The sequence below is a fragment of the Idiomarina sp. HB genome (assembly GCF_048059115.1).
Taxonomy (GTDB): domain Bacteria; phylum Pseudomonadota; class Gammaproteobacteria; order Enterobacterales; family Alteromonadaceae; genus Idiomarina; species Idiomarina abyssalis.
Genome location: NZ_JAYLVU010000001.1, coordinates 876,033 through 899,967, shown reverse-complemented (window position 1 = coordinate 899,967; position 23,935 = coordinate 876,033). Strand labels below are relative to the sequence as shown.

Below are 23,935 nucleotides of genomic sequence, written 5' to 3'. Positions count from 1 at the left end.
AGCGGGCAGCGATGAAAATCTCGCTTGTAAGTTGGCGAGTGTTTCGCTACTATTCCCGCGCTATGAAGTAGAGGACAAACTATGTCTAATGCATCACTAGTGATTGCAAATTGGAAAATGAACGGAAATCGCGAGCTAACGAAAACGATGTCGGTGGCGTTGCGAGAGAAACTTAGCCAGCTTCAGAAGGTTAAGATCGTAGTCTGTCCTCCGTTTACCCTTATCAGTGAGTTGGCAAGTCAATGTTATTATGATGACATTGCCATTGGTGCACAGAATGTTTCTGAACATGCCAGTGGAGCCTATACAGGCGAAACCTCGACAACTCAACTGCAAGAGTTTGGGGTTAGCTACGTGCTCGTCGGGCATTCAGAACGTCGTCAATTGTTTGCAGAAACGGACGACAAGGTAAACGAGAAAGCACTGGCGACCGTCAATGCAGGTATGACAGCAGTAATTTGTGTTGGCGAAAATAAAGCTCAGCGCGATGAGGGGAATACCTGGAAGGTTGTAGCAGAACAAGCGAAAGCTGCGTTGGCAAACCTTCCTAAAGAAAAAGCCGGGAAAGTTGTTTTGGCCTACGAGCCAGTTTGGGCAATCGGTACCGGAGAAACAGCATCACCGGAACAAGCACAGGACGTTCATGCAAAACTAAGAACGTTACTGGTAGAGCAATTTGGCGCGATTGGTGAGAAAATGCCGTTATTGTACGGTGGCTCAGTTAAAGCTGATAACGCTGCCGAATTATTTGCGCAAAAAGACATTGATGGTGGTTTGATAGGTGGGGCGAGTTTGAAAGAATCAGACTTTGTTGCTATCTGCCAGGCTGCTCAAGGGTAAAATTATGTACGAAATTTTAATGATTGCATTTCTCGTTGTTGCTTTAGTCTTAATTGGCTTCATTATGCTACAACAAGGCAAAGGCGCAGGTATGGGCGCATCTTTCGGTGCAGGCGCATCGAACACTGTTTTCGGCTCTTCAGGTTCAGGAAACTTTCTGACACGCGCTACGGCAGGGTTGGCGGTAGTCTTTTTTATTCTGAGTTTGGTGTTGGGTAACTTATCGACCTCTACGGACGAAAGCTCAACAGACTTCTCGGACTTGTCAGTACCTGAAGAAGAGCAACAGTTGCCTCCAGCGGAAGACGAATCAGATCCTGAATCTGACGTACCGCCAATCGACTAAAAATTTTGCAGAAGTGGTGGAATTGGTAGACACGCTACCTTGAGGGGGTAGTGCTCTTACGGGCGTGCGGGTTCAAGTCCCGCCTTCTGCACCAAAATTAGCCCTCTGATTGTTGCGTCAGAGGTTGAAAATAAACGAAAAATACGTATAATGTGCAACAAGTTTCGGACGCGGGGTGGAGCAGTCTGGTAGCTCGTCGGGCTCATAACCCGAAGGTCGTAGGTTCAAATCCTGCCCCCGCAACCAATTTTAGTAGCAGCGTTTCGCATTAGTCGGCGCTTTTGCTAAAATAACTGACAAAGGGTCCAGTGTTCAGAAAGCCCCGCAGCAGCTCGGGGCTTTTTGCTATGCGGCCTTAGCTATCTTAGGATAGCCAGAACACTGGGCGCTTGCGCCCTTTTTTTGTTTCAGGAGGCAGTAATTGGCAAATTTGCAAGAACGGTTAACCGATATGATTCGGCCAGCAGTAGAAGCTCTGGATTTCGAATTATGGGGTGTGGAGTTTGTCCGCGCCGGTAAGTTTTCGACGTTACGAGTGTACATTGATCATCCGGAAGGAATTAGTGTGGACAACTGTGCGGATGTCAGTTATCAGGTCAGTTCCCTATTAGATGTAGAAGACCCGATTAACGTTGAATACAACCTGGAAGTGTCCTCTCCGGGAATGGAAAGACCGTTTTTTAATGCCGAACAAATGCAGCCTTACGTGAATGAAACCGTTGCTTTTGAGTTAGTAGCGGCACAGAAGAACAAAAGGAAGTTCAAAGCGAAATTGATAGCGGTTGAGGGGGAAGAACTGACCCTTTCCGTAGATAACGATACTCTTCAGGTGAATATGCGTGATGTGAAAAACGCTCACCTGGTTCCAACATTTGATTAAAAGATTGCGTTGGCGAGGCAGCACTCATGAGTAAAGAAATACTGTTAGTCGCAGAAGCGGTTTCAAACGAAAAAGCGGTACCACGCGAAAAAATATTTGAAGCTTTAGAGTCAGCATTGGCTCATGCGACCAAGAAAAAATACGACGGTGATATTGAGGTTCGTATCGATATCGATCGCAATACTGGCGAGTTCGATACCTTTCGCCGTTGGTTAGTTGTTGAAGACACGGACACAGGGTTAGAACACCCTTACCGTGAAATTAGCTTGTCAGCAGCGCAATATGAAGACCCGTCGGTTCAAGCTGGGGACTACGTAGAAGAGCAAATTGACTCAATTCAGTTTGACCGTATTACGACACAAACCGCTAAACAGGTTATTGTACAGAAAGTACGCGAAGCAGAGCGCGCACAAGTCGTGGATGAATATCGCGATCAAGTGGGCGAAATGGTTAGCGGTATCGTTAAGCGAGCAAACCGTGAGCACGTTATCCTCGACTTAGGTAATAATGCTGAAGCTATTATTTACCGTGATGAAATGTTACCGCGTGAGTCGGTACGCCCCGGTGACCGAATTCGTGGCTTGCTTTATGACGTGCGTCCCGAGGCTCGTGGTGCACAGTTATTCGTTAGCAGAACCAACCCTAATTTCTTGTTGGAACTTTTCCGTATCGAAGTACCGGAAATTGGCGAAGAAATGATTGAGTTGCGTGGCGCTGCCCGCGATCCGGGTTCTCGTGCTAAAATTGCAGTGAAGAGCAATGATAAACGCATCGATCCGGTTGGCGCTTGTGTCGGTATGCGCGGTGCGCGTGTGCAGGCTGTTTCCGGCGAGCTGGGCGGTGAGCGTGTGGATATCGTGCTTTGGGACGACAACCCGGCACAGTTTGTAATTAACGCAATGGCTCCTGCAGAAGTTGCTTCTATTGTCGTTGACGAAGACGCGCACACAATGGATATCGCCGTAGCGGCTGATAACCTGGCGCAGGCAATCGGTAAAGGTGGACAGAACGTTCGCCTGGCCAGTCAGTTAACTGGCTGGACATTGAATGTCATGACAGAAGACGAGTTCAATGAGAAAAACGAAGCAGAAGCTCAGCGTTTATTGAACTTGTTTGTTTCAACCTTAGATATTGACGAAGACTTTGCAACCGTGCTTGTTGACGAAGGCTTTTCTTCGTTAGAAGAAGTGGCTTATGTTCCGGTCGCGGAGTTCCTTGATATTGAAGGAATGGACGAAGATATCGTAGAAGAATTACGTAGCAGAGCGCGTGCTTATTTAACGACCAAAGCTTTAGCTACAGAAGAATCTCTGGAATCGGCTGAACCAGATGAAACGCTGTTGAATCTTGAAGGAATGGATCGCCACCTGGCCTATGTGTTAGCCAGCAAGGGTGTGACCAGTCTGGAAGAGTTAGCGGAACAGGGCGTTGACGACTTAGCCGATATTGAAGAATTAAATGAACAGCAGGCTGGCGATTTAATTATGAAAGCCCGCAATATTTGCTGGTTCAATGAAGAACAGTAGAACGATCAGCGGAGGTACAACAGACTATGGAAGAAGTAACGCTCGATAAGCTGGCCAAAGATGTCGGTACAACAGTTGATCGTCTGGTTCAGCAGTTCGCTGAAGCGGGCATGACCAAGAAAGCGGGTGATTCTGTTAATGAAGATGAAAAACAGAAATTACTGGCTCACTTGAACCGTCAGCATGGCGGTGGCGGCAGCTCTGAACCCAGCAAAATGACTTTAAAGCGTAAAACGAAAAGTACGTTAAGTGTTGGCGGCGGAAGAGATTCTAAATCCGTTCAGGTAGAAGTGCGCAAAAAACGCACTTATGTCAAACGTTCGGCGAGTGAAGAGCAGGAACGTGAAGAGCAAGAACGCTTAGCCAAAGAAAAAGAAGCAGAAGAAGCTAAACTTCGCGAAGAAGAGCAAAAACGCGAAGAAGAGAAGCAGCGCAAAGAAGCTGAAGCGAAAGCTAAAGTAGAGCGCGAAAAAGCTGAGAAAGAAAAAGCTGAAAAAGAGAAACTGCGTAAAGAAAAAGAGAAGGCACGTCAAAAGGCGGAAGCTGAGAAACGTGCAGCGATGACACCTGAAGAACGTGAAGCGGCAGACAAAGCGAAAGCAGAAGCCGAAAAACTGAAGCGTCAGCAGGAAGAAGAAGCCCGTAAAAAGGCCGAAAAAGAAGCGGAAGCGCAAGCGGAAGAAGCTCGTAAACTAGCTGAAGAGAATGCAAAACGCTGGGAAGAAGAAGAGCAGAAACGTAAGCAGCAAGAGCAGGAAGATGTGCACTTTACAACGTCTTCTACAGCTCAGGAAGCTGAAGACGCTCAGGACTTCGACGAAGAACGTAAAAGTCGCAAGCGCGGCAAAAAACGTCGTCGCAAAGATGAAGAAAGTGATGAAACGCCGCGTCGCGAGAAGCGTCGTAAAGGTGCTCGTCGTGGTTCATCACTGCAACAGGGCTTTAATAAGCCAGCGCAGCCGGTCGAGCGTGATGTAAAAATTGGCGAAACCATTACTGTTGGCGAACTGGCTAACCGTATGGCAATTAAAGCCAGTGAGCTCATCAAGACCATGATGAAAATGGGCGAGATGGTTACGATTAACCAAATTCTTGACCAGGATACAGCAGCCTTAGTTGTTGAAGAGCTTGGACACAAGCCCGCGCTTGTCAAAGACAATGCGTTGGAAGAGGAAGTGCTTTCTGACCGCCATGAAGGTGGTGAAGAAGCACCTCGTGCTCCGGTTGTAACGGTTATGGGTCACGTAGACCACGGTAAGACGTCGTTACTGGATTACATTCGTAAAGCGAAAGTCGCATCCGGCGAAGCGGGTGGTATTACCCAGCATATTGGTGCATACCACGTAGAAACCGGTCACGGAATGGTAACCTTCCTTGATACTCCGGGACACGCGGCCTTTACCTCGATGCGTGCACGTGGTGCCGGCGCAACCGATGTTGTTATTTTGGTTGTTGCAGCGGACGACGGCGTTATGCCACAGACCAAAGAAGCGGTTCAGCACGCGAAAGCAGCTGGCGTACCTCTGGTGGTCGCTGTAAACAAAATGGATAAAGAAGGCGCAGATCCGGATCGTGTGAAAAACGAACTGTCTCAGCTGGAAGTCATTCCGGAAGACTGGGGTGGTGACGTGCAGTTTATTCCGCTGTCAGCTCACACCGGTGAAGGCATTGACGAGCTGTTAGAAGCAATTCTGTTGCAATCTGAAGTACTGGATTTACGCGCAGAAAAAACCGGCATGGCCTCAGGTATCGTGGTTGAATCACGTCTGGACCGTGGTCGTGGACCAGTAGCGACGGTTCTTGTTCAGCGCGGCTTGTTGAAGCAAGGTGACGTTGTTCTTTGTGGCCTTGAGTACGGACGTATTCGTGCCATGCGTGACGAAACCGGTAAAGAAATTAAAGAGGCCGGTCCTTCAATTCCTGTAGAAATACTTGGCTTGTCCGGTGTTCCTCAGGCAGGTGACGAAGCAACGGTTGTTAAGGACGAGCGTAAAGCACGTGAAGTAGCTAACTACCGTCAGGGTAAATACCGTGATGTGAAATTAGCGAAACAGCAAAAAGCGAAACTGGAAAACATGTTTGCGGACATGGCTGAAGGTGACGTTGCTGAACTGAACATTGTCCTGAAGTCAGACGTACAAGGCTCATTGGAAGCGATTTCTGATGCTCTGACTAAGCTGTCGACTGATGAAGTGAAAGTGAACATCATTGGTAGCGGTGTTGGTGGTATCACTGAAACCGATATTTCTCTGGCCAGTGCATCGAATGCGATTGTTGTTGGTTTTAACGTTCGTGCCGAAGCGGCCGCTAGAAAACTGGTTGAGCAAGAAAGTGTAGACTTGCGCTATTACAGCGTCATTTACGACTTGATTGACGAAGTTAAAGCAGCGATGAGCGGTATGCTGCAGCCTGAGTTCAAACAACAGATCATTGGTCTGGCAGAAGTTCGCGATGTCTTCAAATCACCTAAGATCGGTGCAATTGCCGGTTGTATGGTAACTGAAGGTATCGTCAAACGTTCAGCACCAATTCGCGTACTACGTGACAACGTTGTTATTTACGAAGGTGAGCTTGAATCACTGCGTCGCTTTAAAGATGACGTTCAGGAAGTTCGTAACGGCATGGAATGTGGTATCGGTGTTAAGAACTACAACGATGTCAAAGAAGGCGACCAAATTGAAGTCTTCGAAACAGTCCAGATAGAACGTACGCTTTAATCAAGGACACAGTAATTTATGGCACAAGAGTTTAGCCGTACCGAAAGGGTACGGCACCAGCTACAACGAGAAATCGCTATGATCCTGCAGCGCGAGATAAAAGATCCTCGCGTTAGCATGGTCACAGTATCCGATGTGGAAGTTTCTCGCGATTTAGCTTATGCCAAGGTGTTCGTTACCTTTTTTCAAGATGACCCTGAACAAGTTAAGCAGGCGTTAAAAGTGCTGAATGAAGCATCTGGCTTTATTCGTTCTTTGTTAGGTAAACGTATTAAGGCACGCATAGTTCCGCAACTTAAATTCCAGCACGATGCCTCGTTAAATGAAGGTATTCGCATGGGTAAGCTGGTTGCAGAAGCACGCGAGCGAGATAAAAAAAGCAGTGAAAACAGCGGAGACGATTAATGTCTAAAGCTCGTCTACGCAAAGGCCGTGCAGTCACGGGCGTAGTTTTATTGAATAAACCGCAGGGCATGAGTTCAAACCATGCCCTGCAGCATGTTAAGCGCCTGTATAATGCACAAAAAGCCGGTCATACCGGAGCCCTCGATCCTTTAGCCACTGGTATTCTGCCCATCTGCCTGGGAGAAGCGACAAAGTTCTCACAGTACTTACTTGATGCCGATAAAGCGTATCGGGTTGAAGCTTTGCTAGGCGTCCGAACGACTACGAGCGACGCCGAAGGCGAAGTTGTTGAAGAAAAACCGGTTTCGGTTGATGCTAAACATATTGCCGAGGTAATTCAGGACTTTATTGGTAAGCAAGCGCAATCACCCTCTATTTATTCAGCGTTAAAGCATGAAGGGCGGCCTCTGTATTATTACGCTCGGCGCGGTATTGAGGTTCCCAAAAAGACACGCGAAATTACAATACACTCTATAGAGTTGTTGGCTGTCGAGGGAAATAAGGTCGTTCTTCAAGTCAGTTGCAGCAAAGGTACGTACATTCGGACGCTGGTGGATGATTTGGGTCAGGCTTTGGGGTGTGGCGCACACGTTTCCAGTTTGCATCGTAATGCGGTGGCCGATATTAACGAATCGACCATGGTAACGCCGGAGCAGTTGGAAAAAGCGGCGTCGCAGGGCCAGTCTACGCTGGATGATTTGTTGCAACCAGCTGACCTGCTGTTAGGCGAACTGCCAAAGATTACAGTAACTCAGACACAGACCAGAGACTTTCTTCATGGGCAGCCTATTCCTTTACCGGTAAGCGATGCAAATGAAGCCGAAGAGTGGCGGGTCCTTAATGAACAGTCTCAGTTTTTAGGCGTTGGCCGGGTGAAAAATATGGAATTATGGCCGCGTCGCGTTATTGCTCTTGAGTATGCTGATTTATAGTTGTTTTTGTGTTGTTAGGTGGGTATAATCGCCGCCTTCATATCGACGCTGAATTAGTGATTGGCGTCGATCATTTTGACAAACTTAGGAGTTATCATGTCACTAACTGTTGAACAGAAAGCTGAAATTGTAAAAGAATTTGGTCAAGGCGAGAACGATACGGGTTCTCCTGAAGTGCAGGTTGCGCTTTTGACAAAAAACCTGGCTGAATTACAAGACCACTTTAAATCACATAAGAAAGATCACCATTCACGTCGTGGTCTGTTACGTATGGTTAGCCGTCGTCGTAAGCTTCTTGATTACCTGAAGCGTAAAGACGAAAAACGCTATGTAGCACTTGTTGAGCGTTTAGGTATCCGTCGCTAAGACACGCCAACGCATAAAGAATTTTTAAAAAGGGCCTTTTGGCCCTTTTTTTGTATTCTTTTTAGGCTTATGGGTCTTAATTTTGTCACAATTCCCTTATACTATGCGACGAGATAAATAAAGAGAGAAGACGAGTATCAATCCGGATACTCTATATTTTGAAGGTAAAGGAAAGAAACGTGAATCCAATAACTAAACAATTTCAGTACGGTCAGCATACAGTCACATTAGAAACTGGCGTAATAGCACGTCAGGCGACTGGTTCTGTACTTGCCAGCATCGATGATACAACAGTCTTAGTCACTGTTGTTGCCAAAAAAGAAGCACGTGAAGGGCAAAACTTTTTCCCGTTAACAGTCAATTACCAAGAAAAGACTTACGCAGCCGGTAAAATTCCTGGCGGTTTCTTTAAGCGTGAAGGGCGTCCTAGCGAAAACGAAACGTTAACCAGCCGCTTAATTGACCGACCAATTCGTCCATTATTTCCAGATGGCTTCATGAACGAAGTACAGGTTGTTGCTACTGTTGTTTCAGTAAACCCTCAGATTAACCCTGATATCGTCGCTTTAATTGGCGCGTCAGCAGCTTTATCTATTTCTGGTGCTCCTTTTGCAGGCCCAATTGGCGCAGCACGTGTTGGTGTGGTTAATGATGAATACGTACTAAACCCAACCGCCGACGAGTTAGAAAACTCCAAGCTGGATCTTGTGGTTGCGGGTACGGATAAAGCCGTATTAATGGTTGAATCAGAAGCTGAGTTGCTGTCTGAAGACCAAATGCTTGGTGCCGTTATGTACGGTCACGAAGCAATGCAGGACGTTATTAAAGCCATTACTGAATTTACTGCAGAAGCAGGCAAAGAGAAGTGGGACTGGCAGGCTCCTGCAAAAGATGAAAGCTTGCAGACCAAAGTTCGTGAATTGGCAGAGCAAGGTATTGGCGAAGCCTACCGCACTACCGACAAAGCAGAACGTAAAGGTAAGCTTGACCAAGTTAAAGAGCAGATGGTCGAGAAGCTAACTGCTGAAGATGAAAATGTCGATTTAGAAGAAGCCGGCAAAATCTTCCACGACCTGGAAAGTGACATTGTACGTAGCCGTATTATTGCTGGTGAAAAGCGTATCGATGGCCGCGACCCTGACATGGTTCGTGCTATTAGTGTCGCTACTGGTGTATTACCGCGTACTCACGGTTCATCATTGTTTACCCGTGGTGAGACTCAGGCGTTGGTAACTGCTACCTTAGGTACCGATCGTGATGCTCAGATGATTGACGAGCTGACTGGTATGAACACAAATCGCTTCATGCTGCATTATAACTTCCCTCCATACTGTGTTGGCGAAACGGGTATGGTTGGATCGCCAAAACGTCGTGAAATTGGTCATGGTCGTTTGGCAAAACGTGGTATTCAGGCAGTTATGCCTAGCCACGATGAATTCCCTTACACTATTCGTGTGGTTTCAGAAATTACCGAATCAAACGGTTCAAGTTCAATGGCCTCAGTTTGTGGTTCTTCATTGGCGTTAATGGACGCTGGTGTGCCAATTAAGTCTTCTGTAGCGGGTATCGCTATGGGCTTGGTTAAAGAAGGCGACAAGCACGTTGTTCTTTCCGATATCCTTGGTGATGAAGATCACTTAGGTGATATGGACTTTAAAGTAGCCGGTAACACCGATGGTATTACTGCGTTGCAAATGGACATTAAAATTGATGGTATCACTCGCGACATCATGGAAAGTGCATTAGCGCAGGCTAAATCAGCTCGCCTACACATTCTGAAAGTGATGGACGAAGCCATTGGCGGTCACCGTGAAGAGCTTTCTACTTATGCGCCTCGCTTTACCACTATCAAAATTGATCAGGACAAGATCAAAGACGTTATCGGTAAAGGTGGGGCGGTCATTCGTGAGCTGACCGAATCAACCAATACCAACATTGAGATTGGTGATGACGGTACCATTAAAGTTGCAGCAAGCGACCAGGCAGATGCCGACGCCGCTATTGAGAAAATCAAGCAGTTAACGGCTAATGTTGAAGTAGGTAAAATTTACCAGGGTAAAGTAGCGCGTATCGTAGACTTCGGTGCGTTTGTTACTGTGTTACCAGGGAAAGACGGCTTAGTTCATATTTCTCAAATTGCAGAAGAACGTGTTAATGACGTAAACGAATACCTGAAAGTTGGTGATGTCGTTCCGGTTAAAGTACTGGAAATTGATCGCCAGGGTCGTGTCCGTCTAAGCATGAAAGAAGCTGCTGAGAAAAAAGAAGAGCCAGCAACTGAAGCTCCTGCAGAACCAGCTGCTGAAGAAGAAAACAAAAGCGAAGAATAATCGTAAAGATTCTCTAAGCTTTGTTAAAAACCCCGTTTAAACGGGGTTTTTTTATGTCTGTCTTTTGCCTGTTTGGCTTCGAGTGTGCTGTAATAGAGCTATAGGTTTATTCAAAGGAAATATTATGCAGGTGCGAACAAGTAGTGCATTCATCGGAGCTCTTTTGTTGTTAGGAGCGTTGACCGGGTGTGCGTCGCAAAATTCAGTTAATCAATTGCCGGACAATGTTGTGCTTGCAGAGCCTGAGCGCGCAGAATTTCGTTATGAAATAGAGCTCGCGCGTATTGCTCAGATGTTGGGAGAGGATTTAACCCAGGAACAACGAGCAGAGCTATATTATCGCCGTGGCGCCCTATACGATGCTGTCGGACTAAGAACTCTGGCCAGAATGGATTTCACTCGTGCGTTGGAATATAACCCGAGACTAGCGGATGCCTATAATTTTTTAGGTATTCAATACACACAGTTAGAAGAATTCGATTATGCGTATGAAGCTTTTGACTCAGCAATTGAGTTGGATCCCGAGCATCGTTACGCTTATTTGAATCGAGGAATAGCTGAGTACTACGATGCAAGAACCGAGCTTTCTCAGGAAGACTTAGAGTATCATTTGGAGAAAGAACCGGAAGACCCTTACCGGGTTATTTGGCTATTTTTAGCGGAATATGAAAATGATCCGGAACAGGCGCAGATTAGTCTGGAAGGAAATTCTGAAAAGCTTGATAAAAGCGAATGGGGTTATCAGATTACGCAACTGTATGCGGATAAGCTTTCTAAAGAGGCTTTTTTAGAACGTATGACCCGTAACTTGGGTGATTCTGAAAAACTGACAGAGCGTTTATGTGAAGCTTACTTTTATTTGGGAAAGTATATGCAGATAAAAGGTGATCAGCTGGAAGCTATGAATTATTTTAAACTGGCTTTAATGACGAATGTTTATGAGTTTGTTGAGCACCGTTATGCGTCGGTTGAGTTAACGCGTATTCGTCACGCGTTATTAAACCGGTAAAGAGCCATTTGATGAAAGGACGGCTGTTAGTACTTTCTGCTTTTTTGGTTATAAGTAGTGGGTCTCATCAAGTCTTTAATTCACAGCAAACATTGAACTGGTCAGCGCATAAAGGTAATGCGAAAGCGCAATATCAATTAGCTAACCGTTATTGGCAAGACAAAAATCGCACTGCCGCTCATTACTGGTGGCAGCGCTCTGCCAAACAAAAGTATTCTCCTGCCATCGAAAGCTTAATTCGTGCTTTTCCTAAAGCTAACGACGACTGGTTAAAATTGGCTGTCGCTGCTGGTGACCCCGCCGCTAAGCGGCAAGTTGCAATGACTGAACTGACAGACAATAACATTTCAATAGGACAGTGGCAGCACCGTTGGCAAAGTGCCGATGAAGCCTGGTTAAAGCAAAAGTTTGCGTTACTTGAGCGTTACCAGAAAAATGATAACTGCGATATAAGTATTAAAGTTATAGCGGCTAATCAAAGCGCAAAAAAGCGCTACCTTGATTTTTTATCGGCCGTAAAAAACTCCCCTTTTACGACCAGTAACTGGTGCATCGGTTGGGCTCTGGACGAGGAATTATCATGCACTATTGGTGATGAGCGCGGTAGAGCAAGTTGTCGTTCAGATAAAGTGGCTGACAGAATAGTGATATTGGCGGATAAGGGGATTGCGAGTGCGGACAGTCGAACATTGACATTGACCCCCGATAGCTCAGAAAAAGTTATTCAACATGAGCTAGGGCATTGGCTGGGCTTTGCCGATGAGTATGCCATGTCGGAGTCTCTGGCCCGGAAATTTTGCAACGGCCATTATGAGCATGAAAGTTTAAATATTATTGTTTCCGGCCATGCTAAGTACTATTCCAGCGACCAAATACGGGACATCTATGACAACTTACCATGGAAAAGTGAAATACCTTCATGGAAAGAAATAGCCCAGAAAGAAGGGGAGAAGTGGCGCCTGGGCAGCTCGGAAAGTCGCGATATAGGACTTTTTAGAGCTGACACCTGCAATGCTATTAGTGATAAACAAGCTTGGCGTCCGGTAAATGTCAAAACGGCGATGGAGCAGCACAATACCGGACTATGGCCAGAGCTTTATTTGAAGTTATTGCGGAAACATCAATAACTGCCGTGTAAGAAGACTATACAGAGAGCGCTACTTGAGCCAGGATAAGCACCGGACAAAGTGTTGCCAGAAACCAGATGAGCGAACGTAACTTGTCGTAGTTGCTTAAGTACGCAATGTGGTAAAGCACTCTTAACACAATGAATGAAACGCCCAGAAACTCAATTCTTTCGGTTACCTGAGAAGTGGCTATAGCAGCTAGAATTGCAGCGGCAAATAACGGGAAAGCTTCATAGGCATTGTAATGACCTGCAACAGCGCGGGCACCTCGCCCAAGTAAGCGCTGTTGCTGAGCTCTGGGATGTTTATTGTCGTAACCGTTGTCGCGATTCTGAAAATAAACCACAGGAGCCTTGGCTAAAATAGGCAAGACTCCGGCAATGAGTAAACACCACAGTAAAAGGCTCATGGTCAAGCTTCCTAATTAACGTACAGTTTCACCCGCTGCCTGCAAGTCGGCATGATAAGAAGAACGTACTAGCGGACCGCTGGCAATATGGCTGAAGCCCATTTCAACACCTGCAACGCGCAGCTCTTCAAATTCATCCGGGTGAACATAGCGGGCAACCGGAATATGGTGGCGGCTAGGCTGTAAATACTGGCCGATAGTTAACATGTCGACATCATGCGCACGGAGGTCTTTCATAACCTCCAGTATTTCTTCTTTGGTTTCGCCAAGGCCAACCATCAGCCCTGATTTAGTGCGTATATCAGGACGAGCCTCTTTGTATTTTTGCAGCAAATCTAAAGACCACTGATAGTTTGCACCTGGACGAGCTGCTTTATAAAGGCGCGGCACAGTTTCAAGGTTGTGGTTGAACACATCAGGCGCTTCATCTTTCAGGATATCAAGCGCTACTTGCATACGGCCACGAAAGTCCGGTACAAGTACTTCAACCTGAATATTGTTTTCGCTGTGTTTACGTATTTCACGAATACAATCGGCAAAATGCTGAGCCCCGCCATCGCGTAAATCATCACGATCAACTGAGGTAATAACGACATACTTCACTTTCATGTCGCGAATTGTTTTGCCCAGTTTTTCAGCTTCTTCAGGGTCCGGCGGAAGAGGGCGACCATGAGCAACATCGCAGAATGGACAACGACGCGTGCAAATATCACCCAGAATCATAAAGCTGGCTGTACCGTGGTTAAAACATTCCGGTAAATTTGGACAGGAAGCTTCCTCACAAACAGAGTGCAGGCCATGGCTGCGCATAGCCTGCTTAATTTCATCAATACGCTCAGTTGAAGAAGGGAGCTTCACCTTCAACCACGACGGCTTACGCAACATCTGGTCGCGTTCTGTGGGAATAATTTGTACTGGTATCAGTGCCATTTTATCGGCGTCACGCATTTTGACACCAGGTTCAACTCTAACTGGCTTTGACATAATCTTGAGCGAGTCCCGTTTGTTGAAGAATGTTGCTGTAGGAAACTGAACTAGTGAAGTGTTTTATCACTGCATTAGCGGCTTCACTAAAGCTTTCAGGACCATTGAGATCCTTGGTTTGAATCATTTTTATGCCCGATAGCCCACAAGGGTTGATCCGGGCAAAGGGTTCCATATCCATATTGACGTTTAACGCCAACCCGTGGAAAGAACAGCCTTTACGAATACGCAGCCCTAACGAGCAAATTTTATCATTACCAACATAGACACCCGGAGCATCGCGTCGAGCTTGAGCATCAATACGGTAATCGGCAAGAGTCCCGATAACCGTGTTTTCAATTTGATTGACTAACTGGCGGACACCGTAATTTAGGCGACGAATATTCAGAAGAAAATAAATAACAACCTGACCCGGGCCGTGGTAGGTTACCTGCCCACCTCTGTCGACTTGAATAACGGGAATATCGCCAGGAGCCAGAATATGCTCGGCCTTTCCGGCCTGCCCTTGGGTAAACACAGGGTCATGTTCAACCACCCACAGCTCGTCTGCAGTGTGTTCGTCGCGCTGGTCGGTGAATTGTTGCATAGCATGCCATACGGGTTCGTATGGCTGCCTGCCTAATTCACGAATAATTAAGGTATCGTTCATGCCGTCATTATAACGTTTGTCTAGAACAACGGCTAGTCTTGCAACTACAGAACGTAGCGAACGTCGTCAATATCTGACAACGATCGATAAAGAATTTCAATATGTTCCTGACTTTCTACACGCACAGCGACAGAAACCGAATGATAATTGCCTTTACTGCTAGGTTTTACCGAAGGAGAATAATCACCGGGAGCATGCTCCTGTAAAACTTCGACAACTTGATCAGGAAGGCTGGCACTGGCAACCCCCATCACTTTAAAAGTAAAGTGACAAGGGAAGTCTACCAGTTCATCAAAGCGTGTCTTTTGCATCTATCTTAACCTTTATTCTTCACTAAACTGCTGTTTAATATAATCCATAATTTTCTTGAAGAAACCGCCTTCCTCAACTGCCTGCAGAGTCACTAACGGGAAAGATGCGACATCTTCATCGTTCAACTGAAGGTAGACTGTTCCAACATGCTGGCCTTTTGATAATGGCGCTTGCAACTGCTGATCAAGTTCAAAGTTAGCTTTCAGTTTGTCGCGCTGACCTTTCGGTAAAGTAATGACCACATCTTCACTGATTCCAAGCTCAACTTCGTCAAGGTCTCCCCCCCAAATGCGATGAGAAATAAAGCTCTCACCAGCACTATAGGCTTTGACGGTTTCGTAGTAGCGGAAACCGTAGTTAAGCAGCTTTTTACTTTCTACTTTACGAGCCTGTTCGCTGTTCGTCCCCATTACCACAGCAATTAAACGTGTGCCGTCTTCAACTGCAGATGAGACAAGGCTATAACCTGCTTCGTTGGTATGTCCTGTTTTTATGCCGTCTACGTTTAAGCTGCGGTCCCAGAGTAATGAGTTGCGGTTGTACTGCTTAATGTTGTTGAAGGTGAACGACTTCTCCGCATAAAGTGCGTACTCTTCCGGCGTTTCTTCAATTAAAGCACTAGCTAACGTCGCCATGTCACGAGCAGAAACGTACTGATCGGGGTCTGGTAAACCGTGACTGTTTGAGAAGTGGCTGTCGTTCATGCCAATTTGTTCAGCGTAGTTATTCATTAAGTCGGCAAATGCGTCTTCGCTGCCGGCAATATGCTCAGCCATAGCCACGCAGGCATCGTTACCTGACGAAATAATAATGCCGCGATTCAGGTCTTCCACGCTGATTTCTTTGCCAACCTCAATGAACATTTTTGAGGACTCAGGGAAGTTCTTTGCCCAGGCATTTTCGCTAATGGTAACCATGTCGTTTGAGCTAATACGGCCGGCAAGTATTTCTTTACCAATGATATAACTTGTCATCATTTTGGTCAGGCTTGCAGGAGGAAGGCTCTCAGCAGAGTTACCTTCGGCCAGCACCTTACCCGTGGTGTGATCGATAAGTATGTAAGCTTTGGCGTTAATTGACGGCGCATTGGGAACCAATGACTGGGCCGCAAAACTTGCTGAGCTGAATAATAGGGTTACAACTGTAAAAAGGTGACAAATTTTTTTCATTGGAATTATCTTTATCTTATCGGTCAAAAGGTGAATCGAGTGCGTAATGGGGCCGGATTATATCAGTTCTGATGCTTAGCGTCAGGAGTATCGGACTGACTTTGCGCTGCCTTTACGCGAAAAGCTTCCGGGTATCCTGAAGACCGTATTTGCTCCAGCAAATCGTAGCTGTCATCTTCTGAAACCGGACCCAGCATTAATTTATGTAGACCATGACTTTGTTCAGTAGTTGCAATCTCCTGAAACTTCGGCGGTAAGTCGTGTTTTAATTGCGATAAACGGTCAGGGTTTGACGATGCCACTAATTGAATGAGGTAATCAGGTCGGTTTTCTGCGGCTGTTTTTTGTGCCGCAGGCATGGGAGTATTCAAACTTATAGCCTCAATTTTGACCGGAGCTGTGCCACTGTCTAACATGTCCAGTTTATAGGCTGCAGCGAAGGATAAGTCGATAATACGTTCCGGATGAAACGGACCGCGGTCATTCACTCTGACCACAACGCTACGGTCATTTCTCAGGTTAGTGACTTTAACGTAGGTTGGCAGAGGCAGGCGTGTATGCGCAGCGGACATGCTGTACATGTCATAATACTCGCCATTAGAAGTCAGGTGCCCGTGAAACTTATTGCCGTACCAGGAAGCGTAACCTTCCTCGACATAGCCTGCTGCACTTTCCATGACTTCATAGTCATTACCCAGTACCCGGTAGTCACGGTTGCCTTGAGGACTAATAGGTTCGTGAACAGGAACGGCATTACGCAGTTCCGACTCGTTAGGTAGCCGGGTGGGGGCGCTGTCTTTGTGTTGACTGTAGCGACCCGTTGGCGAATTTGAGCAACTGCTGAGCAGAAAGGTACTCAGCAGTAATATCAATAAGCTATTCCACTTCATTCTTCAGTTGCTCACTAAACTGATAGACGGCCATCGCATATAAAGGGCTATGGTTATATCGCGTAATAACATAGAAGTTATCGTACGCTAACCAGTATTCATGGGCTTGTTCGGTTTCAAACTCGAAAACTCGCACTTTAGTCTCGTCATTGACTGCGCTGTGAGATGGAAGTTCATAGCCTTTACTTTCTATATCAGAGCGCTTTAGGTTTGGCTTCATACCGTCACTGACCAGGTCTTTCCAGTTTTGCGATTCATCAAGTGGCTGAGCAACAGGCTGCCCTTGTTGCCATTTATGCTTCGCGAAGTAATTCGCGACACTGCCTATGGCATCGATCGGATTGGTTAAAATGTCTCGCTGACCGTCGCCATCAAAATCGACGGCATAGTGGCGGTAACTGGACGAAATAAACTGTCCGAATCCCATAGCACCTGCATATGAACCCTTGGCTTCACTGACGTTCCAGCCTTCTTCGGAGGCTAACTGGAAAAATTCACCAAGTTCAGAGCGAAAGAATTTTGAACGGGGAGGGTAGTGAAAACCTAAAGTGTAAAGTGAATCAAGGACAGAGTATTTGCCCATATAACTACCATAAAAGGTTTCAACGCCAATTATAGCAACGATGATTTGTGCCGGAACGCCATATTCTTGCTCAGCGCGCTCAAGCGTATCTTTATGTTCGCGCCAAAATTTAACACCCGACTCAAGACGCTTTTCCGTGAGGAAAATAGGGTAATATTGATACCAGGGTTTGGCTTCCCATGGGCGCTGGATTGCTTCAAGCACTTCTTCATTTTTGTTGGCTTTTGAAAGCCATTGACGAACTTTGTCTTCATCAAGCTGATGTTCTTGAACCTGATCTTGAATAAAATCTTCAACTTCACTCGACTGCTGTTGAGCCGTTGCATAAAAACTGGTTGTCGCGGTAAGCAAAGCTAACCCAAATAAAGCGCGCATAGGAATCCCCTGTTTAGCCATTTTTCATTACCAGGCGATGGTGGGTCGCAATGGACATCAAAATGCCAAACCCGGCCATCAGCGTCACCATTGAGGTGCCCCCGTAACTGATTAAAGGTAATGGTACCCCAACCACAGGTAAGAGTCCTGAAACCATACCAATATTTACAAAAACATAAACGAAGAAAGTCAGTGTCAAAGAGCCCGCCAAGAGTTTGCTAAAAATATCCTGTGTTTGCAGAGCGATAATTAAGCCTCGCAAAATAACAAAGCCATAGAGGGCAAGCAGAAGGATAACGCCGGTAAGCCCAAACTCTTCGCTAAACACTGAGAAAATAAAGTCCGTATGGCGTTCAGGTAAAAACTCTAGCTGAGACTGCGTGCCTTGCAACCAGCCTTTGCCATCTATGCCACCAGAGCCGATGGCTATTTTTGACTGGATAATGTGGTAACCGGAACCCAGAGGATCGCGCTCAGGGTTCAAAAAAGTTAATACGCGTTGGCGCTGATAGTCGTGCATAAGGTAGAACCAGAGAACCGGCGTAAAAGCGGCAGCTGTAATCCCTGCAGTGGTGACAAGCTTCCAACTGAGTCCGGCGAGGAAAATGACGAAAATTCCTGCGCAGGCTACGAGTAGGGATGTCCCTAAATCTGGCTGTCGAGCAATGAGTAAAGTGGGAATAATAACCAGAACTAAAGCCCCAAACAGCCGGTAAATTGAAGGCGGAATGGGACGCTGATTCATATACCAGGCCAACATTAGTGGCATAGCTAACTTCATAATCTCTGACGGTTGTATGGTTAACGGGCCAATATCCAACCAGCGTTGTGCGCCTTTTCCCATTTCGCCAAAAGCAAGTACTGCGATTAGTAACAGTACTCCCACAATAAAAGCAGGCACTGCAAAACGTGACAGAGCGCGGGGAGGAATTTGCGCAACGATGAAAAGGACGACAAATGACAGACCAATGCGAACGGATTGTCTTTTTACAACATCAATGTCCTGACCTGCAGCGCTGTAGATAACAAAGAGGCTGACAATCGACAGGATGATCAAAGGGAGAAGAAGCGGTCCATCAATGTGGAGCTTCTTTAGTAACGGATTGCGTTGGCGCTCTTCAGTCGTCAGCATTAGTATTTTCCTGCTGTTTATTGCCGTTATTAAAGCGAGTATGCCAAAGATCAAGCATTTTTCTTGCGACCGGAGCTGCCACGCTTCCGCCGCCACCCAGAGAGTTTTCAATGGTTACCACAACAATAACTTTGGGGTCATCAGCTGGTGCATAACCTACATACATGGCGTTGTCCCGGTAGCGTTCTGCGATATCTTCGGCATTGTATTCTTCTTCTTGTCCCAGGCTTCTTACCTGAGCAGTCCCTGTTTTTCCCGCGGATGAATAGGGGGCATCTTTAAAGGCAGACTGCGCTGTTCCTTTTTGCTCCATGTTAACGTTACGCATTGCTTTAGTAATGATTTCCCAGTTATTACTGTCCTTTAACTTTAACGGTTCGCGATGAGTAATTAACGCCTCTTCAAATTCGCCGTCCTGTATTTTGCCTTTCAGTAGACGAGGAACCAGGTGTTCGCCTTTATTTGCAACCATTGCGGTAGCTACCGCCAATTGCATTGGGGTTGCCGTCCAGTAGCTTTGACCTATACCGACTGATAGTGTTTCGCCAGCGTACCAGGGCTGGCCAAAGCGGGCTCGTTTCCAGCCGCGAGATGGCATCAGAGCGGATACTTCTTCATGGAGATCAATACCGGTTTTCTGGCCAAACCCAAACTGTTCCATAAAGCTGGATATTTTATCGACCCCCAGTTTTAACGCTAAGTCGTAGTAGAAGGTGTCGCAACTTTCAGTAATCGCTGTTTCTACATCAACCCAACCGTGCCCCCAGGCGAGCCAGTCCCGGTAACGCCTGTCGACACCTTTAATTTCAAACCAGCCGGGGTCCCAGATGCGGGTTTTTTCTGTAATGGTTCCGTCTTCTAATCCAAGCAAACCAATTTGCGGTTTTACTGTCGATGCAGGGGGATATGCCCCCTGAGTGACCCGGTTTAACAGAGGGCTTTGGGTTGAGTTTAATAAAGATTGATACTGTTTGACGGAAATACCGTTGACGAACCAGTTAGGATCATAACTCGGCGTACTGGTCATGGAGAGAATTCCGCCGGTTGTTGCATCCATTAAAATAATAGAACCTCGTTGTTCGCCCAATAATTCAGCCGCTTTGCGTTGCAACTCAAGGTCCAGTTCTAAGACAATATCCTGACCGGGTGTTGGCGCTTCTATACTGAGTGTGCGCACGGCTCTGCCACGGTTATTAACTTCAACACTCTGGTAACCAACTTCACCATGTAATTCTTTTTCGTAATACTTCTCAATGCCGAGTTTACCAATGGTTCTGCTGGCTGCGTAATTGGGTAGCTCTCCGCTTTCACGGAGTTTCTCTACATCGTTACGATTAATTTTCGCAACGTAACCCACGGCGTGCGTTAACAGTTCCTTGTGAGGGTAGTTACGTATTAGCCGTGCTTCAATACTAACGCCCGGATATTTATGTTGCTGCGCTGCAAAGATAGCAAGCTGCTGCTCATTCAGGTCGTCCAGTAGGGGGACATTGTTAAATCGCCGCTGGTTTTTCAGGTTCCGATAAAAACGATCAATAGTGGTATCCGGAAAGCTCAGCAATTTCTGAAGTTGACTCAGGGTGCTGTCCAAATCATCGATTTCTTCAGGAGTGACATCTAAACTATAAATAGGAGTGTTTTCAGCAAGCAAAACGCCGTTACGGTCATAGATTAAGCCCCTGTTAGGTGCCAGCGGCAGCAGCTTTATCCGGTTATCGTTGGAACGGGTCTGAAGTTCATTATGTTCACTAACCTGCAAGTGATACATGTTGGACGCTAACGCAACAAAAGCGGCCACGACAATCACCATCGCGACTAAAACGCGACGCCCAAAAACGGCTGCTTCGGTATCATGATCACGTATGTGGGTGCGCTGACGCATTGTTATTATTATTCTCTATGGTACGGATGATTGTTATTTAGGCTCCAGGCCCTATATAAACTCTCTGCGACAATTAACCTTACCACTGGATGGGGCAGAGTGAGTTTAGACAATGACCAGCGTTGTTCAGCTGCAGCCAGGCACTCATCAGAGAGGCCTTCGGGTCCGCCTATCAACAGAGTGACATCTCTGCCATCCATTTGCCACTTTTCTAACTGTTGAGCAAGTTTAGGTGTGTCCCAGGCCTGACCTGTGACCTCTAAAGTGACAATTCGGTTCCCTTTAGGTATTGCTTGCAGAAGTAATTTACCTTCTTGCTGCATAACGCGCTTTAAATCCGCTTTGCGGGTACGTTTTTGAGCAGCAATTTCATGTAAAACCAGTTTGCAATCTGCCGGGAACCGCTTTTTGTATTCGTTAAAGCCTTCAGTAACCCACGTGGGCATTTTGGTGCCAACGGCGAGTAATTGAATTTGCACTTACTGGCCCCAGAGTTTTTCTAATTGATAGAAATCGCGAATGCTATCCTGCATTACATGCACCACGACATCACCAAGGTCAACCAAAACCCACTCAGATTGTTCACCACCTTCAACGCCAATTGGAGGTGTACCAGCATGTTTCGCCTCTGTAGCGACATGTTCAGCAATACTTCGTACATGCGTTTTCGAGCTGCCAGAGCAGATGATCATGTAGTCAACAACGTCAGTTTTATCATGAACATCTAAAATTTGAACGTCACGACCTTTAAGATCATCGATTTTATCAATGACAAATTCACGCAATTCTTCTGCCTGCAAAAGATTTTCTCCGATTTGAGGATTAAAACCCGAAGTTTAACAGAAATTAAGAAAAGTGTTCAGTCACAAATACAGCTGATGTTGCCTTATGTAGTCATAAACACTGGAGGGTAGGGGGAGGTTAGGTTTGCGTTGCTGCAATTGTTCGCGTAGTTCAGTCGCTGAAACATCAACCATCGGGGTTTGTGCAATATAGACATAACCTGAAGATTGTTCGGTTAAATCTTTTTTGTGTTTCGTCAGATGCGTTGCAATAAAGGACTTTAGCTCGTCATCCTGAGGGCTAAAGTCTACGCCGGCTCGCGGCATAACAATCAGGTGTGCGTTATCGGTAAGTTGTGTCCAGTTATGCCATTTATGGAGACTCATTAAGGAGTCCATACCCATAACAAAGAGCAGAATGTCATTGGGAAAGCGCTCTTTAAACTCGCTTAATGTATGAGCGGTGTAGGAAAGTCGGTCTTGTTTTAATTCCCAGTCTTCAGCCGTAAAAGCAGGGTGTTGCTGACAGGCAAGCTTCACCATTTCCAGTCTTTGCCGGGCACTGGCGCAGGGTTGAGACCGGTGCGGAGGCACGGCGCTTGGCATGAGCGACAAAGTAGCAATGTCCAGTTCATCGACCAGAGCTGAGGCTGTTTCTAAATGTCCGTTGTGAATGGGATCAAAAGTTCCGCCAAAGAATGCTCGTATCATAAATGAATAAACTGCTCATTAGGCTCAATGCCGTGACTAAATACAGAAAGAGTCTGATTAATGGCATCAGCGTTGTTGCAACACAGTAAACTGAGAAGGTGCGTCGTTAATATCAGAGGCGACTCGCCGCTGTCGAACTTTAATGCAGCCTCGATTCTTTCAATAAGTCTTTGTGCGCCAAGCAGCGTTTTTTGGCTCAGCTGAGAGGCTCGTTTATGATAGCCGGGTTGCTGATTCGGCCAAATCATAAACTGCCGGAACAGGGCGTTTGTATCAGCCTGTGTTTGTTGCGCCTTTTGCAGAGCCGATAACAGTTGCACCTCGCGTTGGAGGATCCAGATGAGCCGATGGAAATCGTTTTCTTCATCTAACAAGCGATTTAACCGATGCAAAGCGCCTTCGTAGTCCTGTTGCTGGATGCTCTCCTGAAGCGCAAATACGCTGAAGCGGCTAACATCATCAATAGATGTTTGCAGAAATTCTTCGGTAATGATTCCGTCATTGCTCAGAAGTTGCCACTTACTGAGCTCCTGATCCAGAGCTAATAAGTTGCCTTCAAACCAGTCCGATAACTTTTCAGGAACGCCCGTAGCTAAGGTTAATTGATAACGTTGAGCTCGTTGATGAATAAATGCCGGTAGTTGGGATTTATCCGGGCTTTGTGTCCGGACTAAAGGGCCGCGTTCCGCCAGCGCTTTGAACCAGCGGCTGTTTTGAGTTTCTTTTTTAAGGCGATCACCAATAACAACGAATATGTCGTTTTCAGACTGATTTTGTGCATACTCTGTTAAAGCCGTAGAGCCGTCACGACCCGGCTTATTATCCGGAAGCTCAAGTTCCAGCAAACGTTTATTTCCGAACAGGCTCATTGACTGTTCACCGGAAGAAAGCTGTTGCCAGTCAAAGTCCTTACTTTGCAGCCAGTGTATGCGTTCGAGATCATCGGAGGATAAGTACTTGCGAATGCAACTTAGTGCGTCGTTCCTGAGTAAAAGGTCATCACCAAATACCAACAAAACGGATGGAACGCCATTTTGCTGCAAGTAGTGTTCAAGCTTTTCAGGATAAATGGTTTGCATTGCTTTAAGGTTTTACTCCGACATTTCGGAAATGATTTGCTGCAAAATAAGACGAGAAGCTTCCGCTCTCATTTCATCGACCAGCATTTCGCGTTCACGGGTTTTTGCCAGAGCAAAGTTTGGATCGTCCTGGTAATCCCGGGCCACTTCAACCGTGCGTTCAAGTAATAAACGCTGGTTTTGTATTAATTGATAGTTAACCTGGTACAGCAATTCATATTCGGCAACCTGGCCGCTTTCGAACAAAGACAATGTTCTTCGCTCTAATTTGTCGGAAGTTAAGTGAACCGTTATTGGTTGTGCTTCATCTGAAAGTTTAATGCCAGAATGCGCAAAGCGTTGCTGCATATGCTCATTGAGCTCTTTTGACACCTGACTTTTCAGAGAAACCGACTGCAGTGTTTCGGGCAATTGATAGTTCCCGCGCAGCTGAAAGCCACAACCGGTTAGGGTGGCTATCAGCACTAGGATGAGAACAAGGTTTAACGTTGCGCGCATAG

General features: G+C 46.3%; 25 protein-coding genes and 2 tRNA genes. 13 read left to right on the top strand and 14 right to left on the bottom strand.

Features of this window, described 5'->3' with window-relative positions; genetic code table 11:
• Positions 1 to 81 precede the first annotated feature (81 nt).
• The 13 genes from tpiA to VBY75_RS04510 all read left to right on the top strand — a co-directional run bounded on the left by tpiA (position 82) and on the right by VBY75_RS04510 (position 12,478).
• Positions 82 to 840 carry a triose-phosphate isomerase gene (tpiA, locus tag VBY75_RS04570; RefSeq protein ID WP_416511244.1) on the top strand — a complete coding sequence of 253 codons (759 nt, stop codon included), beginning with the start codon at positions 82 to 84 and terminating at the stop codon, positions 838 to 840.
• Positions 841 to 844: 4 nt separating this feature from the next.
• Positions 845 to 1,186, top strand: coding sequence for a preprotein translocase subunit SecG (gene secG / locus VBY75_RS04565; protein WP_054487056.1), 342 nt, complete (start codon positions 845 to 847; stop codon positions 1,184 to 1,186).
• Between the two features lie 7 nt (positions 1,187 to 1,193).
• Positions 1,194 to 1,280 (top strand) — tRNA-Leu (locus VBY75_RS04560).
• A 75-nt stretch (positions 1,281 to 1,355) separates the two neighbouring features.
• Positions 1,356 to 1,432: transfer RNA gene (locus VBY75_RS04555), tRNA-Met, on the top strand.
• A 175-nt stretch (positions 1,433 to 1,607) separates the two neighbouring features.
• Positions 1,608 to 2,066, top strand: coding sequence for a ribosome maturation factor RimP (gene rimP / locus VBY75_RS04550; RefSeq protein WP_054487058.1), 459 nt, complete (start codon positions 1,608 to 1,610; stop codon positions 2,064 to 2,066).
• Positions 2,067 to 2,092: 26 nt separating this feature from the next.
• Positions 2,093 to 3,592, top strand: a complete 1,500-nt coding sequence (gene nusA / locus VBY75_RS04545; protein WP_199494425.1) for a transcription termination factor NusA — start codon at positions 2,093 to 2,095, stop codon at positions 3,590 to 3,592.
• Between the two features lie 26 nt (positions 3,593 to 3,618).
• Positions 3,619 to 6,309 carry a translation initiation factor IF-2 gene (gene infB, locus VBY75_RS04540; RefSeq protein WP_054487063.1) on the top strand — a complete coding sequence of 897 codons (2,691 nt, stop codon included), beginning with the start codon at positions 3,619 to 3,621 and terminating at the stop codon, positions 6,307 to 6,309.
• A gap of 18 nt (positions 6,310 to 6,327) precedes the next feature.
• Positions 6,328 to 6,714 carry a 30S ribosome-binding factor RbfA gene (gene rbfA / locus VBY75_RS04535; protein WP_054487065.1) on the top strand — a complete coding sequence of 129 codons (387 nt, stop codon included), beginning with the start codon at positions 6,328 to 6,330 and terminating at the stop codon, positions 6,712 to 6,714.
• On the top strand, positions 6,714 to 7,646 hold the full coding sequence (truB, locus tag VBY75_RS04530; RefSeq protein WP_416511240.1) for a tRNA pseudouridine(55) synthase TruB: 933 nt from the start codon (positions 6,714 to 6,716) through the stop codon (positions 7,644 to 7,646). Before rbfA ends, truB begins: the two co-directional genes overlap by 1 nt.
• Before the next feature lie 96 nt (positions 7,647 to 7,742).
• A complete protein-coding gene (gene rpsO, locus VBY75_RS04525) occupies positions 7,743 to 8,012 on the top strand; it encodes a 30S ribosomal protein S15 (RefSeq protein ID WP_054487070.1) in 270 nt (89 codons plus the stop codon).
• Between the two features lie 179 nt (positions 8,013 to 8,191).
• Complete coding sequence (pnp, locus tag VBY75_RS04520) at positions 8,192 to 10,342, top strand: polyribonucleotide nucleotidyltransferase (RefSeq protein ID WP_199494427.1); 2,151 nt, start codon at positions 8,192 to 8,194, stop codon at positions 10,340 to 10,342.
• A gap of 124 nt (positions 10,343 to 10,466) precedes the next feature.
• Positions 10,467 to 11,351, top strand: coding sequence for a lipoprotein NlpI (nlpI, locus tag VBY75_RS04515; RefSeq protein ID WP_416511237.1), 885 nt, complete (start codon positions 10,467 to 10,469; stop codon positions 11,349 to 11,351).
• Between the two features lie 11 nt (positions 11,352 to 11,362).
• Positions 11,363 to 12,478: a peptidase gene (locus tag VBY75_RS04510; protein WP_416511235.1), complete on the top strand. Its 1,116-nt coding sequence runs from the start codon at positions 11,363 to 11,365 to the stop codon at positions 12,476 to 12,478.
• A gap of 16 nt (positions 12,479 to 12,494) precedes the next feature.
• Here VBY75_RS04510 and VBY75_RS04505 read toward each other — a convergent pair whose 3' ends face one another.
• The 14 genes from VBY75_RS04505 to lptE form a co-directional block, all read right to left on the bottom strand.
• A complete protein-coding gene (locus VBY75_RS04505) occupies positions 12,495 to 12,887 on the bottom strand; it encodes an MAPEG family protein (RefSeq protein ID WP_199494430.1) in 393 nt (130 codons plus the stop codon).
• A 15-nt stretch (positions 12,888 to 12,902) separates the two neighbouring features.
• Positions 12,903 to 13,871 carry a lipoyl synthase gene (gene lipA / locus VBY75_RS04500; RefSeq protein ID WP_054487081.1) on the bottom strand — a complete coding sequence of 323 codons (969 nt, stop codon included), beginning with the start codon at positions 13,869 to 13,871 and terminating at the stop codon, positions 12,903 to 12,905.
• Positions 13,855 to 14,520 (bottom strand): lipoyl(octanoyl) transferase LipB, encoded by a 666-nt coding sequence (lipB, locus tag VBY75_RS04495; RefSeq protein WP_054487083.1) that lies wholly within the window; start codon positions 14,518 to 14,520, stop codon positions 13,855 to 13,857. The genes lipA and lipB overlap by 17 nt, the downstream gene beginning before the upstream one ends.
• Before the next feature lie 44 nt (positions 14,521 to 14,564).
• The gene (gene ybeD, locus VBY75_RS04490) at positions 14,565 to 14,831 is read right to left on the bottom strand and encodes a DUF493 family protein YbeD (protein WP_054487085.1); all 267 of its coding nucleotides are present in this window, start codon (positions 14,829 to 14,831) and stop codon (positions 14,565 to 14,567) included.
• A gap of 12 nt (positions 14,832 to 14,843) precedes the next feature.
• On the bottom strand, positions 14,844 to 16,001 hold the full coding sequence (locus tag VBY75_RS04485) for a D-alanyl-D-alanine carboxypeptidase family protein (RefSeq protein WP_199494431.1): 1,158 nt from the start codon (positions 15,999 to 16,001) through the stop codon (positions 14,844 to 14,846).
• Positions 16,002 to 16,063: 62 nt separating this feature from the next.
• Complete coding sequence (locus tag VBY75_RS04480; RefSeq protein ID WP_199494432.1) at positions 16,064 to 16,891, bottom strand: septal ring lytic transglycosylase RlpA family protein; 828 nt, start codon at positions 16,889 to 16,891, stop codon at positions 16,064 to 16,066.
• Positions 16,878 to 17,849, bottom strand: coding sequence for a lytic murein transglycosylase B (gene mltB / locus VBY75_RS04475; protein ID WP_416511231.1), 972 nt, complete (start codon positions 17,847 to 17,849; stop codon positions 16,878 to 16,880). Before mltB ends, VBY75_RS04480 begins: the two co-directional genes overlap by 14 nt.
• A gap of 13 nt (positions 17,850 to 17,862) precedes the next feature.
• Positions 17,863 to 18,981: a rod shape-determining protein RodA gene (gene rodA / locus VBY75_RS04470; RefSeq protein WP_199494434.1), complete on the bottom strand. Its 1,119-nt coding sequence runs from the start codon at positions 18,979 to 18,981 to the stop codon at positions 17,863 to 17,865.
• On the bottom strand, positions 18,968 to 20,863 hold the full coding sequence (gene mrdA / locus VBY75_RS04465) for a penicillin-binding protein 2 (protein WP_199494435.1): 1,896 nt from the start codon (positions 20,861 to 20,863) through the stop codon (positions 18,968 to 18,970). The genes rodA and mrdA overlap by 14 nt, the downstream gene beginning before the upstream one ends.
• An 8-nt stretch (positions 20,864 to 20,871) precedes the next feature.
• Complete coding sequence (rlmH, locus tag VBY75_RS04460) at positions 20,872 to 21,342, bottom strand: 23S rRNA (pseudouridine(1915)-N(3))-methyltransferase RlmH (protein WP_054487098.1); 471 nt, start codon at positions 21,340 to 21,342, stop codon at positions 20,872 to 20,874.
• Complete coding sequence (gene rsfS / locus VBY75_RS04455; protein ID WP_199494436.1) at positions 21,343 to 21,663, bottom strand: ribosome silencing factor; 321 nt, start codon at positions 21,661 to 21,663, stop codon at positions 21,343 to 21,345.
• Between the two features lie 63 nt (positions 21,664 to 21,726).
• Positions 21,727 to 22,356 (bottom strand): nicotinate-nucleotide adenylyltransferase, encoded by a 630-nt coding sequence (gene nadD / locus VBY75_RS04450; protein WP_224798030.1) that lies wholly within the window; start codon positions 22,354 to 22,356, stop codon positions 21,727 to 21,729.
• Positions 22,353 to 23,435, bottom strand: a complete 1,083-nt coding sequence (holA, locus tag VBY75_RS04445) for a DNA polymerase III subunit delta (protein WP_416511227.1) — start codon at positions 23,433 to 23,435, stop codon at positions 22,353 to 22,355. The genes nadD and holA overlap by 4 nt, the downstream gene beginning before the upstream one ends.
• A gap of 12 nt (positions 23,436 to 23,447) precedes the next feature.
• Positions 23,448 to 23,933 (bottom strand): LPS assembly lipoprotein LptE, encoded by a 486-nt coding sequence (lptE, locus tag VBY75_RS04440; protein ID WP_199494439.1) that lies wholly within the window; start codon positions 23,931 to 23,933, stop codon positions 23,448 to 23,450.
• Positions 23,934 to 23,935: the final 2 nt, after the last annotated feature.

Coding starts and splice junctions, on each gene's coding strand:
- mltB (WP_416511231.1), bottom strand. CDS start 17,849: ATGCGCGCTTTATTTGGGTTAGCTTTGCTTACCGCGACAACCAGTTTT.
- VBY75_RS04510 (WP_416511235.1), top strand. CDS start 11,363: ATGAAAGGACGGCTGTTAGTACTTTCTGCTTTTTTGGTTATAAGTAGT.
- rodA (WP_199494434.1), bottom strand. CDS start 18,981: ATGCTGACGACTGAAGAGCGCCAACGCAATCCGTTACTAAAGAAGCTC.
- VBY75_RS04480 (WP_199494432.1), bottom strand. CDS start 16,891: ATGAAGTGGAATAGCTTATTGATATTACTGCTGAGTACCTTTCTGCTC.
- truB (WP_416511240.1), top strand. CDS start 6,714: ATGTCTAAAGCTCGTCTACGCAAAGGCCGTGCAGTCACGGGCGTAGTT.
- lptE (WP_199494439.1), bottom strand. CDS start 23,933: ATGCGCGCAACGTTAAACCTTGTTCTCATCCTAGTGCTGATAGCCACC.
- infB (WP_054487063.1), top strand. CDS start 3,619: ATGGAAGAAGTAACGCTCGATAAGCTGGCCAAAGATGTCGGTACAACA.
- nadD (WP_224798030.1), bottom strand. CDS start 22,356: ATGATACGAGCATTCTTTGGCGGAACTTTTGATCCCATTCACAACGGA.
- tpiA (WP_416511244.1), top strand. CDS start 82: ATGTCTAATGCATCACTAGTGATTGCAAATTGGAAAATGAACGGAAAT.
- VBY75_RS04485 (WP_199494431.1), bottom strand. CDS start 16,001: ATGAAAAAAATTTGTCACCTTTTTACAGTTGTAACCCTATTATTCAGC.
- nusA (WP_199494425.1), top strand. CDS start 2,093: ATGAGTAAAGAAATACTGTTAGTCGCAGAAGCGGTTTCAAACGAAAAA.
- ybeD (WP_054487085.1), bottom strand. CDS start 14,831: ATGCAAAAGACACGCTTTGATGAACTGGTAGACTTCCCTTGTCACTTT.
- lipA (WP_054487081.1), bottom strand. CDS start 13,871: ATGTCAAAGCCAGTTAGAGTTGAACCTGGTGTCAAAATGCGTGACGCC.
- rpsO (WP_054487070.1), top strand. CDS start 7,743: ATGTCACTAACTGTTGAACAGAAAGCTGAAATTGTAAAAGAATTTGGT.
- mrdA (WP_199494435.1), bottom strand. CDS start 20,863: ATGCGTCAGCGCACCCACATACGTGATCATGATACCGAAGCAGCCGTT.
- rbfA (WP_054487065.1), top strand. CDS start 6,328: ATGGCACAAGAGTTTAGCCGTACCGAAAGGGTACGGCACCAGCTACAA.
- holA (WP_416511227.1), bottom strand. CDS start 23,435: ATGCAAACCATTTATCCTGAAAAGCTTGAACACTACTTGCAGCAAAAT.
- VBY75_RS04505 (WP_199494430.1), bottom strand. CDS start 12,887: ATGAGCCTTTTACTGTGGTGTTTACTCATTGCCGGAGTCTTGCCTATT.
- nlpI (WP_416511237.1), top strand. CDS start 10,467: ATGCAGGTGCGAACAAGTAGTGCATTCATCGGAGCTCTTTTGTTGTTA.
- secG (WP_054487056.1), top strand. CDS start 845: ATGTACGAAATTTTAATGATTGCATTTCTCGTTGTTGCTTTAGTCTTA.
- lipB (WP_054487083.1), bottom strand. CDS start 14,520: ATGAACGATACCTTAATTATTCGTGAATTAGGCAGGCAGCCATACGAA.